The sequence below is a fragment of the Acinetobacter sp. TGL-Y2 genome, from assembly GCF_001612555.1.
Taxonomy (GTDB): Bacteria; Pseudomonadota; Gammaproteobacteria; order Pseudomonadales; family Moraxellaceae; genus Acinetobacter.
In genome coordinates this window covers 595,972-612,731 of sequence record NZ_CP015110.1, presented here as the reverse complement: position 1 = coordinate 612,731, position 16,760 = coordinate 595,972, and the positions used below count along the sequence as shown (strand labels likewise).

The following is a 16,760-nucleotide window of genomic DNA, read 5'->3' as shown; positions in this document are numbered from 1 at the left end:
TTATTCTTTTGAATCGAGAGCCAACAGGTTCTCACCTTCTGGCATCGGGGCAATATAAGCAATGATTAACATCACAAAGCCTGCACCCAAAAACGAAATTACACGCGTCAATGTTCCGACGTGAGACAAATCCAGCAGCACCAGTTTTAAGGTCACAATCAATAAAATACTGCCGCCTAAAATCCAGAGCGAACGAATCTGCTTCCGCGCGGCGACACTCATGGTGATGAACGCGAGACTGACCCAAAGTAAAGTCAAACTCAGCTGTACCGAAGCATTTTCCCAAAGCTGTAAATCGTTATACGGCGTTTGGAAATAAACATGCAAAGCACGCAGTACAATATAGCTGCTCAGCCACAATAAACTCATCACCATTAAAATAGCGACCACACTTCGATCTAAACCTGATTTAAGCTGCGAAGACAACATCCCTATAAACACCAACAGCATGGCTAAACTCACCAAATCAAATAGATTCAATAGTGGCAACACATAAGCTTGAAATGCTTGCTCAGAGAATAACTGTGAACAAATCATCCAAATGACCATCAGCATGACAGCGCTTCTTGACTGCCATGACAGAACCCATATGGGATGTGACTGAGAAAACCTAGACCAGACACACATCAGTAGCGGCAAGATCACCACACTGATATACGGCATACTCGGTAGCAGCGTCAAACTCGCCAATCCCAATGAGCTAAACATGCCTAAACTGATCCATTCTCGTTCAGATTGTTCACTTGACACAGGCCTGAACCACAACACAGTGAGCACCAATCCAGATAAAGCAAAAAGTATCCGCTCAGAGATGGAGTTCCATTGCAAAGCGCCCTGCTCGACCTGCGTTAGTGTGATCCAGAATGCAAAAATCATCAGTGGAATCAGCCCCGACCATTTAGGGATGAGCCATGTCCAGTTTGCTTTTCTAAACAACAGCACTTCATTGATCACAAAATAAATCAAGCTGACCAGCAACAGACTTAAGCCTGACTGCAAAGTGTCCTCCAAACCGTGCAACCCATCCAACCAAAGAACAAGCTGTATAGTACTGGCAGAGAGACTTAATAGACTGAGAAAGAGCACACTGGGTAATGACAATTGTGAGCGAAAATCTGTACGGATATTTGCAATCAGCACCACAGCCAAATAACTGAAACTGAGTATCCAATACATATTGCTTGGAAATACAGCCAACTCAACCCAATAATAAAGACTGGATAAGCCCGCCACAATCAGTAAACCCATCGCCAAATAACGGCTGATGCTTGACTGACGATAAAGCGCAAAGATAAAAATCAGGACACCTTCAAGCGCCCAACCCGTCACACTCCACTCTTCGGGCAATAAAATAGGTGGAACTAAGGCGAGAAAAATTAAGCTCAAACTGAGATAACTTTGTGAAATTAAACCAACAGATTGATTACGCTTGGCCAGTTGATACAGTATGGCAAAGATCACAGCAAAACCAAAACTCATACCGGCTTGCCAAGCAATCTCTTCAAAGTACATCAGGTAAATACACAGATAACCGACTATGGGCGCACTAAAGATCAATGCAACATCAAGCACCGGTTTTAAACCGAGTTGAACCCCGTCTTTTTTGGCCAGCAACTGACTAAAACGAAAACCCAGCCAGATAAAAATAGCCGTATGCGCAAGCACCAAAGCAGTAATTAAGTCACGCTCTTGCACATAGCCATGAATAAAAACATAGATGCTGCCAATCAATGCGGTGGCCAAAAATGCAATTTGATTGAGCATTTTCCACGGTCTTAAGGTGCTTAATATTGCAACTGCAACATTAATGACTAAATAATATGCGACCAACTCAACAGCAGTGGCTTCTCGCACGGGCAGGGTAAAAGGCGCAATATAAGCAATCAACATTGCCATGAGTGCCAACTCAACACTTTGTTGGCGCAAACTTAAAGCCAAGGTGCCCGCCATAATCACCATATAACACAGTGATGCACTGCCTAAACTTGGAATGACATGATTGTAATACGCAAAAAATAAGGTCAGAAACAGTCCAGCCAAACCCAGCCCTTCCAGTGCCAAGGCAAAGCTTCTATTTTTATTTCTTAAAGTTAATCCCAATATCGTTGTAATTAAACTCAGTAAAGCCACAATGGTCAGTTTTAAGGCAAGACTCAATTGCCAATGCTCTGTTGCAAAGCGCAATAACAAAATGAGACCGATGACCAACACCACAATCGCCACTTTTAACACGGGATTGCCATTGAATATCCAAGATTTGATTTGATCCGTGAAACCCAATTCTGGTGTGGAGGCTTGAAGTGTTGAAGATATGGATTGCTGAGAATTCAACGAAGGATCCAAAAGACCATCATGACTTGACGCCATTCCTTCTGTATTTTTGATTTTTTGATGGGCTTGAATATGATTTAAATTTTGTTCCAACCTCCGGAGCCAACGTAAAAAAAAGAAAATCCAACTCGATGCTGCTAAGCCCACCAACCAATACCAACTCATCAGACTACCCACTACCGCAACAATTGAAGACAGATATAGCGGTATTTTTGAGGTCACCTCAAAAGCTGAATCTGATTGTGCTGCTAATTTTTCAGCAGGTTTTTCAATTGCATCGATATATTGCATTACGCTCAAAACGAAAGCGATAGCACACAGAAAGGTCAGAATCGGGAGTTTTAAAAACCACGCACCAACCGCGGAGATGATTAAAACCATCAACCAAATCATTCGAATTTCACTGTGTTGCTTCAGCATATTGTCTTTCTCTGTCCTTGAAATTTGATCATACAGTAGCGCTCCAGCTTGTTCTGCTCAATTCATCAGATATTCGGTAAGCGTAAGCCCTGCCAAGAGTCAGCGGAATGCCCAAAAATCACGTACAATAATCGGGTTATTTGGATAAGGAAAGTTTCAATGCCACCATTTGTCTTGGTCGATGGGTCATATTTTTTATTTCGTGCCTATCACGCACTCCCGCCGTTAACCACGTCAACAGGTTTACAGACCAACGCTATTCGTGGCGCAATTTCTGCAATCCAAAAACTGATGCGCCGTGTGCAACCGACCCATATGGCGGTGATTTTTGACACGCCAGAGCCGACTTTTCGACATGAATTGTCACCCATTTATAAAGGTGATCGTCCAAGCATGCCGGATGAGTTGTCACAACAAATACCATATTTGCATAATTTGATTCGGGCATTAGGCATTCCTCTGCATGTACTGCCGGGCGCTGAAGCCGATGATATTATCGGGACACTGGCCAAACGTGCAGAAAAAGAGGGTTACCAAGTTCTTATCTCCACTGGTGATAAAGACATGGCGCAGTTGGTCACGGACAAAGTGACATTAGAAGACAGCTTTAAAGACAAACCGATGGATGTGAATGGCGTCTTTGAAAAATTTGGGGTATGGCCAAATCAAATCATCGACTATTTAACCTTGATGGGCGATGCCTCTGACGGAATTATGGGCGTTCCGGGTGTGGGGGCCAAAACCGCAGCGAAACTGTTGAATGAATACGGCTCGATTGGCGGTATTTTAGAAAATGTCGATCAGATTAAAGGTAAAGTTGGTCAAAACATTAAAGACAGTGTCGAAGGTATAACGCTGGATCATCAATTGGCGAGTATTGTCTGTGACTTGGAATTAAATCTTACCTATGAAGATTTAAGAGTGGCTGATCCAAATGTCGCTGAATTACGCCGTCTGTATACTGAACTTGAATTTCGCAACCAATTACAGTCCTTAGATCATCCGAATAATCCAAATCACAGCGCATATAAGCAAAGCGCCAAAGCCATTGAAAAATCAGTTGCACCGCAAGCACCGAGCGAGATTGCGACTGAGGATCAAGCGACACAAAGTAGTGTCGATGATCAATTGGGTCAAGCCACCTACCACACGATACTGACCCCATCAGATTGGGAAAACTTCTTCAAACGTTTCAGTACGGAAACCTGCTTTGCATTTGATACTGAAACCACCAGCTTAGATTATCGTGTAGCCGAAATGGTCGGATTCTCTGTTGCATTCGATGCCAATGATGCCTATTACATTCCACTGGCACATGACTACGAAGGCGCACCTGAACAACTCAATCGTGATGCAATTATTGCGCAAATTAAACCGATTTTAGAAAATCCCGAAGTCAAGAAAATTGGCCATCATTTAAAATATGATGCGCACATTTTAGAAAATCATGGGATTCATTTACAAGGTTGGTATTTCGATACCATGCTCGCATCCTATGTCTTGAATGCTGTCGCAACTCGTCATGGTATGGATGATGTGGCACGGGTTTACTTAAGCCACCTCACCACCACCTATGAACAAGTGGCAGGCAAAGGCGCGAAACAAAAGACCTTCAATCAAATCGAGATTGAAACTGCTGCCCATTATGCCGCGGAAGATGCGCATGTGACCTATCGTTTGTATGAGGTATTGGAACGTAAACTGAAAGAAACGCCTCCACTGCTGGATATTTTACAAAACATCGAAGTTCCAACCGCGACTGTTTTAACCTCAATGGAAGAAAATGGCATTGCTTTGGATCTGGCATTTCTGGACCAGTTAGGCTGTGAATTTGCAGACACCATTCAAAATCTGGAAAATCAGATCATTGAAATCGCAGGTCAACCGTTTAATGTCAGCTCACCAAAACAAGTCGGTGAAATCCTATTTGATAAATTAGGGCTTAAAGGCGGTAAGAAAACTGCAACAGGTCAGTACAGCACCAGTGAAAGTATTTTAGAAAAAATTAATCATCCGATTGCTGAACTGATTTTAGAGTATCGTGGTCTATCAAAACTCAAAAGTACCTATACCGATGGATTGCTCAAGCAAGCCAATGATGGTTCGCATCGTGTACATACCAGTTATCATCAAGCATTAACCGCAACTGGACGGCTCTCTTCAACTGATCCAAACTTACAAAATATTCCTATACGTGAGGAAATTGGGCGTCAAATTCGCAAAGCCTTTGTCGCACCTGAAGGGCGTGTGTTACTGGCAGCCGATTATTCTCAAATTGAACTGCGTTTAATGGCACATTTTTCTCAAGATGAAGCCTTGGTCGATGCCTTTAACAATGGTCAAGACGTGCATCGCCGTACTGCTGCTGAAGTGTTAAATGTTGCCCTTGAGGATGTCACGAATGATCAACGTCGCCAAGCCAAAGCGGTCAACTTTGGACTACTCTACGGCATGTCTGAGTTTGGTTTAATTCGTCAGTTGGGCTTTAGCCGTGAAGAATCACAAAACTATATCAAGCAGTATTTCCAGCGTTATCCGGGCATTTATGAGTATATGCAACGTACCCGCCAAGTGGCATTGGAGCAAGGTTTTGTGGAAACCATTTTAGGTCGTCGCCTGTATACGCCTGAAATTGATGCCCGTAATATGATGATTCGTAAAGCAGCAGAACGGGCTGCGATTAATGCGCCACTTCAAGGCTCAGCGGCAGAAATTATTAAACTTGCCATGATCGCGGTGGATAAAATTTTACCGAAAGACCAAGCCAAATTATTACTCCAAGTCCACGATGAATTGGTCTTTGAAGTGGATGAAAGCATTGCAGATGAATTGGCGCTGAAAATTGCCGAAGCGATGCAAAATGTGGTGAAAATTTCAGTGCCTTTACTGGTTGAAGTAGGCAAAGGTAAAAACTGGGACGAAGCGCATTAATCATTAAAATCTCCCTAAATCCCTCTTTGAAAAGAGGGACTTCACAGCCTCTCCCCTTTTCTAAAGGTGAGAAGCACTGCTTCGTAAGGGGAGGGATTCATTATCCCTAAAGCTAAAAAAGGACTCCATGGAGTCCTTTTTTACATCTGAAACTTTATCCAATCGACTTCAACATCATCTCAGCAATATATAAAGTAAAGAATGCCAATATGGGAGAAAGATCAATCATGCCCATATTCGGCATAATCTTACGAAAAGGCGCCAGCATCGGTTCAGCCAATTCTTGAATCGCCTCAATATAAGGTGAACGCGATTGAGAAAACATCACAATCCAGCTACAAATAATGTAACCAAAGAGCAAGTATTTCAAAATCGAGATCAATGCTTGCAGCATAGACAACACAGTCGATGCAATAAAATAAAGCGCATCACCTGTAGGCTGAGCATTCAGATATTTAACACCAAATACTTTTAAGAAGTACAGCAAAATGACCAAGACCAAAGCCGCGAGATTGACTCGCCCACCGCCGACGGTTGGTAAAATACGACCAAAAATATCGACAATTTGAGTGGCTTTGGTGGTGGATAAAACCACAGGATTATATGCGTTCACACCCGCCAGTTGCATTAAAAAGCGAAAGAACACCAATAAGATTGCGACATTAATAATAATGTCAAAAAATAGCGCAGAACTCGCACCCATACTTAAATTTTCCTAATCAATTCGGTTATTTAGCACTTTCACTTAATTCTTCTGCTAACTCTTGGCTACGCTTTTGCGCAGCAGCCAAAGCCGCTTGAATGTTCTGTGAAATTTGAGCACGATCAAAAACTTCCAATGCCGCTTGGGTTGTCCCATTGGGGGAAGTGACATTTTTACGCAGTTCAGCCGGTGTATTTGAGCTAGTGATTGCCATTTGTGCAGCACCTAAAGCGGTTTGCAAGGTTAATGCAGTGGCAACTTTTTCATCGAGTCCCAAGTTTTTACCGGCTTGGATCATACTTTCCATCATATAGAAAAAGTAGGCAGGACCTGAACCCGATACGGCAGTCACCGCATCAATTTGCGATTCGGTGTTAAGCCAAAGCGTTAAACCTGTCGCAGCTAAGATCTGACTGGCCAACTCACGTTTAGAGGCATCAACAACTTCATGCGCATATAAACCATGCGCCCCAGTTTGAACCAATGCGGGCGTATTAGGCATCACGCGAACGACATACGCAGATCCGGTAAATTGGCTAATGGTTGCAATTTCTGCACCTGCAACAATTGAAACAATCAACTTACCGTCAAATAAACCGTGAAGCGGCTTCAACACTGAGGCCAAAACTTGGGGCTTTACGGCCAAAACCACCACATCTGCATCACGAATGGCAGCCAAATTATCTTCGGTTACATGGACATCTTTTTCTTGTAATAACTCACGAACACGCTCGACCGGATCAGACACTGTAATGCGTGTAGCAGGAAGTCCACGACTGAGCAAGCCACCAATTAAGGCTTGAGCCATGTTTCCACCGCCAATGAAACAAATATTACAATTTAAAGCAGCACTCATGAATCACACTCGACTTTTGCATCTTTATTATAACGAAGAGATTAACTTTGGTTGCCATCCACCCACTTCGCAGTATTTAGACTGAGCCAACCAAAACCCTTGTGGCGTAAAAACACCAAGCATAACATTATCTATGCTTAATATTTGAATTGTCTGACGCATCCACGGAAAAATTTGTGCTCCTTGAATCGCTTTTTTTAGCGGCCAAGTTCCTACTCTGCCATACAAATGAATTTTTTCACCGCCCGTACGCCATCTCAAATTAAGTACTTTGCCCAGCAACTCAGGGCTTAAACCCATGTCATGAGACTCAATTTTAAATTGACCTGAGTGCAAATCAATCTGCTGATTCAATTCAAACTTTAAATGAATGTCTGAAGGTTTGGGCTGTTGATCTGCTAGATAGATATCTTGTGCAAGTCGATGAAGTACATTTTGATAACGTACATAATAAAAACCGTTCCAATGAAGTGCCCCTTGTGCATCCACCTTGGCATCGATGACTTCATCTTGCAGACGCTCTACCATGTCATAGGCAGGACGATAGTTTGATTTTCCTCGCATCCAAACAGACAGCAGTTGCCGTTGCCGTGCTTTAGAAAGTTGCTTAAGTTTATGTAAATCAAGCTGCCGATCATGACCACAATAGGCTAAATCTTGGGCCAAAACTTCATTTAAAATTTCATCCGCATCCTGCATCAGATAGCTGGTTCGGCTTAAAGCATCCTGCATTTTTGGAAAGCGACTTTGCAAAATATGCCAAAGCTCCTGTCTGCACCATGCACGATCAAAGTGGGTATCGAGATTGGTTGGATCATTCACATAAGGAATCTGTAGCTGGCGGACCCATTGGCAAATCTGCTCACGCGAGAGATCCAAAAGTGGTCGCCACATGGTGATTTTTTCGCGTTGATCAATCATTTTCATGGCAGATAAACCTTGCACACCTGCGCCTGAAAGTAGACGTAGCATTAAGGTTTCAGCTTGATCTTGCTGATGGTGCGCAAGCAGAAGAATTTCGTTGGCTTGCAGATGCTGCTCAAAGGCACGATATCGCGCTTCGCGTGCTTGATTCTCTAAATTACCTGATAAAACAGCAACATTTTGAACAATAACAGGAATATTTTTGGCGAGGCAGTAATTTTCAACGAAAACAGCCCAATCATCACTGACTCGCTGTAATTGGTGATTCACATAGATCGCCCGAACACGATCAGGATAAATTTCAGACAGCAAAAAAAGCAGCAGCATGGAATCCATGCCGCCGCTACATCCAATTAAGAATGTGGTTTGATCACTAAATTGTGAACCCTGTTTTAAGAAGCTAGACCTGAATTGTCGCTGCCAAACTTCATTAAACGTTGGTAACGCGCTTCGCATCGTTCGCTTGCATCCATTGGAGTCAGTTCATCAAGTGCTTGTTGTAACACATCTTTAAGCTTTTCCATTACAGCAATGGGCTGTAAATGTGCGCCTTCACCTTCATCCACCACGTATTCGACAATACCCAGCGCAGAAAGTTTATCTGCCGTTAATGCCAGTGCTTCACTGGCTTGTTCTGCTTTTTCTGCAGTTTTCCATAAAATTGACGCACAGCCTTCAGGTGAAATCACTGAATAAATACTGTGAGAGAGCATAATCACACGGTCCGCCACGCCAATGCCGAGCGCACCACCAGAACCGCCTTCACCCAAAACTGTTGCAATCACAGGCACTTTCAAAGATGAAAGCTGCGCTAAACTGGTCGCAATCGCTTCTGCTTGACCACGTTCTTCTGCGCCTACCCCGGGATATGCACCCATGGTATCAATAAAGGTAAATACAGGCAGATTGAAACGTTCAGCCATATTCAGTAAACGTTGTGATTTACGATAACCTTCAGGATTACTCATTCCAAAGTTATATTGCAGTTTTTCACGTGTACTACGACCGCGATGTTGACCCACTATCATTACCGCTTGACCGTTAAAACGTGCTAAACCACCCACCATTGCACCATCATCACCATAGAGACGGTCGCCATGTAAAGCATCGAATTCAGTAAAAATTTCACCGACATAATCCAAAAATTGTGGACGATCTGGATGACGTGCAATTTGAACCGTTTTCCATGCTTTAGACTGCGCAGCTTTATTTTTCATAAGTCGATGAATATCCCTAAATTAACCAACATTTAGTTAACTGATAAAATTCTGATTACCGATTGACTCAGCATCGATAAATTGTTCCGACTGAATATGCAAATCAATGTCCCAATGTTTAAATTGCACTTGCTCATCATGCAAATCTGCAACCAACAGCGGCCATTGTTTGGCATCACCAGAAACTCTAAGCTGCCATTGTTGCTCATCTAGAATGGTTAATTCAATGGCAGGAAGCATCTCATCACTACGGCTGTGATTCAGCAAAATCGCTAAACGAAGCAGTAGACATAGGTAAACTAACTTGATTCCACCGACTTTTTGCACGTCACTTTTCGCTTCAACACGTAATTTACGACGATGATGAGCGACCAAATGTGACAAATAGTTCTGATCAATTTGCGAGAAACCTGCGATGTCAGAATGCTGCAACAGGTATGCACCATGACGATGATAGCCCGCATGACTAATCGCCAAACCAATTTCATGTAAATAAGCAGCACGACGAAGCAAATCACTGTCATCACTGCCCAGTTTCAATGTTGCTGCGACACGATTAAACAATTCTTGCGCTGTTTCCACCACTCGTTCTGCTTGCTTTTGATCTGCACCGTAACGTCCCATCAGGGCTTGGACACTGCGATCACGTACGTCTTCATGCTGAAAACGACCCAACAGGTCATACATCACGCCTTCACGCAATGCCCCATCCGAATAGACCAATTTATCAATATTAAGAACTTCAAAGACTGCATATAAAATAGCAACACCCGCGGGTAATACAGCACGACGATCTTCTTTGAGTCCATCAAATTCGAGTTCTGAGACATGCTTATATTTCAGCAGTTTATCTTTAAGCTTTTCTAAGCCTTCACGGGTGAGATTCTCTTGATCATCACTCCAGCCCATATTGACGGCAATTTGACGACAGGCTTTGATGGTTCCGCTTGAACCAACCACTGTTTCCCAACCTGCCGCTTTATAAGTATTCACTAAACCTGACATTTCTTTACGCGCCGCAGTCATGGCTTTATCAAACGCTTTTTGACTAATTTCGCCATCAGCAAAATAGGCTTTGGTAAAAGCAACACAGCCCATTTGTACAGATTCTGTATGAATAGGCTCAAACTCTTCACCAATAATTAACTCTGTCGACCCACCACCAATATCGATCACTAAACGGCGACCGGAATTTACCATGGTGTGTGACACGCCCAAATAAATTAAACGTGCCTCTTCTCGACCCGCAATAATTTCAATCGGTTTGGGTAAAATTTCTGCGGCTTTTTGAATAAACTCGTGCCCGTTCTTGGCTTGACGTAGTGCGTTGGTCGCTACGATTCGTAAACGGTTTGATTGCACCGAACTTAAACGCCCGACAAAACGCGCTAAACATGCCAATCCACGCTGCTGCGCGGCTTCTGTTAAATTTTTATTTTCGTCTAACCCTGCAGCCAATTGTACTTTTTCTGACATGGACGCCACTTTTTTGACTTCGCCGTGGTCCACACGTGCAATCGCCAAATGGAAACTGTTTGAGCCCATATCGATGGCTGCAAGTAATTCTTCATCAATTAAAAAATCAGACATTATTTAAACAAGTTCATCCAGAATTGTGCCTAGATTAATTCACCTCAGACTAATTTCAAAGCCATTTATTCAGTCAATTTCACGAGCTATTACTTTTTCTGCATATATGACAGTTGTGTTACACCGATCGTCAATATCGTCAGCATCAATTGGACAAATGCACAATAAAGCTTGAAAATTTACGCATTCCCCTACTTTGTTAAAGATGTCTATGTAATACTTATATTCATAGATAGATCATCTTTAAAAAAACATTTGGAGCAACTTCCATGTCCGCTAATATTGTAAATACCACTGATGCTAATTTTGAAGCTGACGTTTTAAACTCCGATACACCTGTACTTGTCGATTTCTGGGCAGGCTGGTGTGCGCCTTGTAAAGCCATTGCACCTGTACTTGAAGTACTTGCAAATGAATATGAAGGTAAAGTGAAAATTGTTAAAGTTGACGTGACTGCCTGCGAAGAGACCGCGGTAAACTATAACATTCGTAACATTCCTGCACTTTTGATGTTTAAAAATGGTGAAGTTGTGGGTCAACAAGTGGGTGCTGCGCCTAAATCTAAATTGGCTGCATTCATCGAAGAAAATATCTAAATTTTAAATTCAAATTTAGAACATCAAGCGCCGTGATTTCATGGCGTTTTTTTCATCCTTAAATTGACAAAGTTCGCTATCTCACTTATATTGCATGTTCAAGGAACACTTGGAAATTTCCTCCACGTTTCTTACAAAACACAAAACATAAGATCGCCGCTCGGCTAAAGAAATTGTTTTTACACATTTCTCCTCGAAAGAACTAACTAGATTCTGAGTTTGTTGTTGTGCAAATCAATTGCTACTCTTTTCTTGCACTGCGGATGTCTTTTGCTTCATTTCTATTTTGTACCACACATCCTTAATTCAATCTGACCATATATGAACTTAACTGAACTCAAGAAAAAACCGATAGGCGAACTCATCAAAATTGCTGAGTTCATGGGCCTAGAAGGAATGGCACGTAACCGTAAGCAAGACATTATCTTTGCCATTTTGAAACGCCATGCAATGAATGGTGAAGAGATTTTTGGTGATGGTGTTCTTGAAATTCTTTCTGATGGTTTTGGCTTTCTTCGTTCCGCAGCAGGCTCTTACCTCGCGGGTCCTGATGATATCTATATCAGTCCGTCGCAAATTCGTCGTTTTAACTTACGCACGGGTGACACCATTACAGGTACGATTCGTCCACCAAAAGAAGGTGAACGTTATTTTGCACTGTTAAAAGTCAACCAAATTAACTACGACACACCTGAAAACTCACGTAATAAAATTCTTTTTGAAAACTTAACCCCACTCTTCCCAACTGAACAGTTGATGATGGAGTTAGGGAATGGTTCGACTGAAGATTTGACCTCTCGTGTGGTCGATCTGATAGCGCCGATTGGTAAAGGTCAACGTTCAATTATCGTTGCACCACCCAAAGCGGGTAAAACCATTTTACTTCAAAATATCGCACAATCGATTGTACGTAATAACCCTGAAATTTTCCTGATCGTTCTTCTTATTGACGAACGTCCAGAGGAAGTAACAGAAATGGAACGTACAGTTCGCGGTGAAGTCATTGCATCAACCTTCGATGAAGCCCCTGCTCGTCACGTTCAAGTGGCTGAAATGGTCATTGAAAAAGCGAAACGTTTAGTTGAACACAAGAAAGATGTGGTTATTCTACTTGACTCCATCACGCGTTTAGCGCGTGCTTATAATACTGTGATTCCGTCATCGGGCAAAGTATTGACCGGTGGTTTGGATGCACATGCACTTGAGCGTCCAAAGCGTTTCTTCGGTGCTGCACGTAATATCGAAGAAGGTGGCTCATTGACCATCATTTCTACTGCGCTGATTGAAACGGGCAGTAAAATGGATGAAGTGATTTACGAAGAATTCAAAGGTACAGGTAACCAAGAGATTACACTTGATCGCCGTATTGCTGAAAAACGCGTCTTCCCTGCTATGAACATTAAAAAATCAGGCACGCGTCGTGAAGAACGTCTCATGTCTGAAGATAATCTACGTAAAGTCTGGATTTTACGTAAGCTACTACATCCAATGGATGAGCTTGCAGCAATGGAATTTCTACTCGACCGTATGAAAGAAACCAAAACCAATGATGACTTCTTTGATCAAATGAAGCGTAAAGCTGCAAATTAATTCTTTAGTCATAAAAAAAGACCACCTTTAATAGGTGGTCTTTTTTTGGTTGACAGCTATTACATAAATACACAATTGGCTCAAAACTCTGTAAAGTTATTTATAAGAATTTGATAAATATCAAGCCTCACTATAAAACTACCATATTTTTAGTAGCTTAGTTTGTATTTATCCAATTTAAAATGACAAATCAATTGTAATTATCTGTTAAAAAAGCATCGTTTTTTTGTCATTTTGGGCATTTTTTTCATTTTACCCAGTAGTAATTCAAAATGCGCAGTGATAGCATGTCGGCATACCAGTTAGGCTGCTCCATGCGTTATTAACCTTGCTAACGTTAGGAATAATAAAAGCACACAACAGACTAACCGGGTTTTTTGTCTCTATATATTTAATGAGAGTGATGCCATGTTATTCAAAAAAATTGCTATTGCTGCTGCCGTTGCTACTACTTTAGCTTTCGTTGGTTGTGCTAAAAAAACTGAAGAAGCTGCTGCTGACGCTAACGCTGCTGCATCTGAAGCTGTTGAAGCTGCATCTGAAGCTGTTGTAGCTGCTGATGCTGCTGCAGTTGAAGCTGCATCTGACGTAGCTGTTGAAGCTGCTGCTGCTGCTGACACTGCTGTTGATGCTGCATCTGCTGCTGTTGATGCTGCTGCTGACGCTACTGCTTCTGCTTCTGCTGCTCAATAATAGTCTTTTAGATTATTATTCGAAAAAAGAGAACCTCTGGTTCTCTTTTTTTTCGCCCAGATTTTGCGTAAGAAGTTATTTTTCATGATCAAATCAAAATATTCATAATAAAAAACCCCGAATAGCGAACTATTCGAGGTTCTTAAAATCAGAGAGTATTAATCAACTTGCTCTGTACCCACACGTTGTCTAAATTTCTGACCCGCGCGGAATGTAACAACACGTCGCGCTGAAATTGGAATCTCTTCCCCAGTCTTCGGGTTTCGCCCTGGACGTTGACGTTTGTCACGTAGTTCAAAATTACCAAAACCTGAAAGTTTGACGTGTTCGCCAGCAATCAATGCTTGGCTAATTTCATCAAAAAACAACTCAACCATTTGCTTAGCTTCACGACGGTTTAAACTCGTGAGCTCACTCAAATGATCAGCCATTTCTGCTTTTGTTAATGCTGTCATGAGGCCCTCAATGTCGCTTGGTAAGTGTCTTGCAACACTTGAATAATGTGATCCATGCCGGATTTAATTTCAGCATCTTCAAGTGTGCGTGATGGATGTTGCCATAGAAGTGCAAATGCCAATGAGCGCTTGCCATCTTCAACACCTTGACCCGTGTACACATCGAATAACCAAGTAGAGTCTAAAAGCTCACCACCTGCTTTTTCGATAAGTTGCTGAATTTCACTAACATTAATCTTATCATTAATTAAAAGCGCAATATCACGTCTAACCGATGGAAATCGTGATAATTCTGTAAAATTAGATACATAAGTTTGCAAAACAGACAATTGATCGACTTCTGCAACCCATGTTGTGCCTAAGTCGAGTTTCTCCTCCAATGAAGGATGCATGCGACCTAAGTAACCGATTGATTTTCCATTCACTAAAATTTCAGCAGATTGTCCTGGATGTAGCCAACTACGCGTTGAACGAATATACTCAACCTTGACACGACCTGCCGCTAAAATCTCTTCTACCTCACCTTTAAGATCGAAGAAATCCATGGTCTGTGCTTTAGCATGCCAAGATTCTGAAGTTTTTGCACCCACTGCAATCATCGCAAGCGTTGGAATTTGCTTTAAGTCATGAATGCTGCTTGCATCTTGATAATCAAAACGCAAACCTAATTCAAAGAAGCGAACACGACTCTGCTGACGATTAATATTGTGCTGTACACATGGAATTAAGCTTGAGAGTAGAGTTGAACGCATGACTGCCAAATCGCTTGAAATTGGGTTTGCCAATGCCAATGGATTCACCGCAGGATTCAATTGCTTTTCAAGTTTTAAATCTGCAAAGCTAAAGCTGATGGCTTCTTGATAACCCAAAGTGACTAGAGTTTGACGTAATTGTGGCAATTCAAACTGGTCCTGATGCTTCGCCAATTTTACATCAATGACGGGTAAGCTGATTTGAATGTTGTCATAACCATGAATACGTGCCACTTCTTCAATCAAATCTTGGTAAATGGCCATATCATAACGATGTGATGGTGGAATCACTGACCATTGCCCTTCTGCTTGAACAGTAACAATACAGCCAAGACGTGTTAATGCATCGCCAATGAAATCAGATTCAACTTTATAACCTAGCAATTGATCCACTTGGACTTGATTCAGTTGAATTGCATCACGCGTTGGCAAAACTGCCGCGTTTTCTGCAATGGTAATTGGACCAAATTCACCACCAGCAAGCTCAGAAATCAATTGTGATACACGTTGCATTGCCATCATAGGTAATTCAAAATCTACACCGCGTTCATAACGCTGTGATGCATCTGTATGCAGACCAAATTTACGCGCACGACCCGCAATTGCAAGTGGTGCAAAGAATGCAGATTCAAGAAAAATTTCAGTGGTTTCATCTGTTACAGATGAAGATAATCCGCCCATAACCCCTGCGATTGCCAATGCTTTCTCATCATCTGCAATGACCATAACATCAGTATTCAGCTCAACTTCTTGTTCATTCAGTAGAACCAGTTTCTCACTTGCGGTCGCTTGACGGACATGAACCGAACCTTGAACTTTTCCAGCATCAAACGCATGTAGCGGTTGACCCAGTTCCATAAGCACATAGTTGGTAATATCAACTAAAATGCTGTGCTGACGAATACCTGAACGCGCAAGTGCTCGCTCCATCCATACAGGTGTTGCAGCTTTGGTGTTTACATTTTTGATTACGCGACCTAAATAGCGTGGGCAACCTTCAGTTGTAACAACCACTTTCTTTTCATCTGAAATCGTTGCAGTAACATCTTTAATTTCAGGGGCATTTACAGGCAATTGGTTGATCACTCCAATTTCACGTGCAATCCCACGAATACTGAAACAGTCACCACGGTTAGGCGTAATACTGATATCGATGACGTTGTCATCAAGGTCTAAGTATTCACGAATATTTACACCCACTGGCGCATCATCTGGAAGCTCTAACAAACCATCAATTTTATCTTCTAAATCAATTTCAGATGCACCGCATAGCATGCCTTGTGATTCAACACCACGAAGCTTGCCTTTTTTAATTTTAAAATCGCCAGGCAACACCGCACCAATGGTTGCAACCGGTGCTTTCATACCCACACGCACGTTTGGTGCACCGCATACGATTTGTAATGGCTCACCCGAACCAATATTGACCGTCGTTACACGTAAGCGGTCTGCATCTGGATGTTGCTCTACAGTCAACACTTCACCCACAAGCACGCCTGTAAATGGTTTAGCTGCAGGAGAAAGCTCATCAACCTCTAAACCCAACATGGTGAGTTGATTTGAAAGCGTATCGCTGTCTACAGCAGGATTCACCCATGTACGTAACCAATTTTCGCTAATTTTCATATTCAATTTCCTTAATCTCCCCTAACCCCTCTTTGAAAAAGAGGGGGAAACACGTGCGATCTTCATAACGTGGAAG

The 16,760-nt window shown here is 42.2% G+C and carries 12 protein-coding genes; 4 read left to right on the top strand and 8 right to left on the bottom strand.

Annotated elements, in window-relative coordinates; translation table 11 throughout:
• A complete protein-coding gene (locus AMD27_RS02835; protein WP_067656098.1) occupies positions 1-2,751 on the bottom strand; it encodes a DUF2339 domain-containing protein in 2,751 nt (916 codons plus the stop codon).
• 159 nt (positions 2,752-2,910) lie between these two features.
• On the opposite strand from AMD27_RS02835, the gene polA reads away from it, so the two are divergent.
• Positions 2,911-5,682: a DNA polymerase I gene (polA, locus tag AMD27_RS02830; RefSeq protein ID WP_067656091.1), complete on the top strand. Its 2,772-nt coding sequence runs from the start codon at positions 2,911-2,913 to the stop codon at positions 5,680-5,682.
• A gap of 154 nt (positions 5,683-5,836) precedes the next feature.
• Here polA and AMD27_RS02825 read toward each other — a convergent pair whose 3' ends face one another.
• From AMD27_RS02825 to ppx, 5 genes are read right to left on the bottom strand one after another with little or no spacing between them, the layout of a single operon-like run.
• Entirely contained in the window at positions 5,837-6,385 is a 549-nt protein-coding gene (locus tag AMD27_RS02825; RefSeq protein ID WP_067656089.1) for a YggT family protein, read from the bottom strand.
• A 25-nt stretch (positions 6,386-6,410) separates the two neighbouring features.
• The gene (gene proC / locus AMD27_RS02820) at positions 6,411-7,241 is read right to left on the bottom strand and encodes a pyrroline-5-carboxylate reductase (protein WP_067656086.1); all 831 of its coding nucleotides are present in this window, start codon (positions 7,239-7,241) and stop codon (positions 6,411-6,413) included.
• Between the two features lie 27 nt (positions 7,242-7,268).
• Positions 7,269-8,621, bottom strand: coding sequence for a tRNA lysidine(34) synthetase TilS (tilS, locus tag AMD27_RS02815; protein WP_081405913.1), 1,353 nt, complete (start codon positions 8,619-8,621; stop codon positions 7,269-7,271).
• Positions 8,558-9,382, bottom strand: coding sequence for an acetyl-CoA carboxylase carboxyltransferase subunit alpha (locus tag AMD27_RS02810; protein WP_067656080.1), 825 nt, complete (start codon positions 9,380-9,382; stop codon positions 8,558-8,560). Before AMD27_RS02810 ends, tilS begins: the two co-directional genes overlap by 64 nt.
• A 36-nt stretch (positions 9,383-9,418) precedes the next feature.
• Positions 9,419-10,972 carry an exopolyphosphatase gene (gene ppx / locus AMD27_RS02805; protein ID WP_067656077.1) on the bottom strand — a complete coding sequence of 518 codons (1,554 nt, stop codon included), beginning with the start codon at positions 10,970-10,972 and terminating at the stop codon, positions 9,419-9,421.
• Between the two features lie 269 nt (positions 10,973-11,241).
• Between ppx and trxA the strand changes: the two genes are divergently transcribed.
• The 3 genes from trxA (at position 11,242) to AMD27_RS02790 (ending at position 13,851) form a co-directional block, all read left to right on the top strand.
• Positions 11,242-11,568: a thioredoxin gene (trxA, locus tag AMD27_RS02800; RefSeq protein WP_067656074.1), complete on the top strand. Its 327-nt coding sequence runs from the start codon at positions 11,242-11,244 to the stop codon at positions 11,566-11,568.
• Positions 11,569-11,889: 321 nt separating this feature from the next.
• Positions 11,890-13,158, top strand: a complete 1,269-nt coding sequence (gene rho, locus AMD27_RS02795) for a transcription termination factor Rho (RefSeq protein WP_067656071.1) — start codon at positions 11,890-11,892, stop codon at positions 13,156-13,158.
• 408 nt (positions 13,159-13,566) lie between these two features.
• Positions 13,567-13,851: a hypothetical protein gene (locus AMD27_RS02790; protein ID WP_067656068.1), complete on the top strand. Its 285-nt coding sequence runs from the start codon at positions 13,567-13,569 to the stop codon at positions 13,849-13,851.
• 158 nt (positions 13,852-14,009) lie between these two features.
• Here the strand turns inward: AMD27_RS02790 and AMD27_RS02785 are convergent, their stop codons facing one another.
• Together AMD27_RS02785 and pheT are read right to left on the bottom strand one after the other, a co-directional pair.
• The gene (locus tag AMD27_RS02785) at positions 14,010-14,306 is read right to left on the bottom strand and encodes an integration host factor subunit alpha (protein ID WP_035265376.1); all 297 of its coding nucleotides are present in this window, start codon (positions 14,304-14,306) and stop codon (positions 14,010-14,012) included.
• Positions 14,303-16,684: a phenylalanine--tRNA ligase subunit beta gene (gene pheT / locus AMD27_RS02780; protein WP_067656065.1), complete on the bottom strand. Its 2,382-nt coding sequence runs from the start codon at positions 16,682-16,684 to the stop codon at positions 14,303-14,305. Before pheT ends, AMD27_RS02785 begins: the two co-directional genes overlap by 4 nt.
• Positions 16,685-16,760 lie beyond the last annotated feature (76 nt).

Coding starts and splice junctions, on each gene's coding strand:
- ppx (WP_067656077.1), bottom strand. CDS start 10,972: ATGTCTGATTTTTTAATTGATGAAGAATTACTTGCAGCCATCGATATG.
- rho (WP_067656071.1), top strand. CDS start 11,890: ATGAACTTAACTGAACTCAAGAAAAAACCGATAGGCGAACTCATCAAA.
- AMD27_RS02835 (WP_067656098.1), bottom strand. CDS start 2,751: ATGCTGAAGCAACACAGTGAAATTCGAATGATTTGGTTGATGGTTTTA.
- tilS (WP_081405913.1), bottom strand. CDS start 8,621: ATGCGAAGCGCGTTACCAACGTTTAATGAAGTTTGGCAGCGACAATTC.
- AMD27_RS02785 (WP_035265376.1), bottom strand. CDS start 14,306: ATGACAGCATTAACAAAAGCAGAAATGGCTGATCATTTGAGTGAGCTC.
- AMD27_RS02810 (WP_067656080.1), bottom strand. CDS start 9,382: ATGAAAAATAAAGCTGCGCAGTCTAAAGCATGGAAAACGGTTCAAATT.
- AMD27_RS02825 (WP_067656089.1), bottom strand. CDS start 6,385: ATGGGTGCGAGTTCTGCGCTATTTTTTGACATTATTATTAATGTCGCA.
- proC (WP_067656086.1), bottom strand. CDS start 7,241: ATGAGTGCTGCTTTAAATTGTAATATTTGTTTCATTGGCGGTGGAAAC.
- polA (WP_067656091.1), top strand. CDS start 2,911: ATGCCACCATTTGTCTTGGTCGATGGGTCATATTTTTTATTTCGTGCC.
- pheT (WP_067656065.1), bottom strand. CDS start 16,684: ATGAAAATTAGCGAAAATTGGTTACGTACATGGGTGAATCCTGCTGTA.
- AMD27_RS02790 (WP_067656068.1), top strand. CDS start 13,567: ATGTTATTCAAAAAAATTGCTATTGCTGCTGCCGTTGCTACTACTTTA.
- trxA (WP_067656074.1), top strand. CDS start 11,242: ATGTCCGCTAATATTGTAAATACCACTGATGCTAATTTTGAAGCTGAC.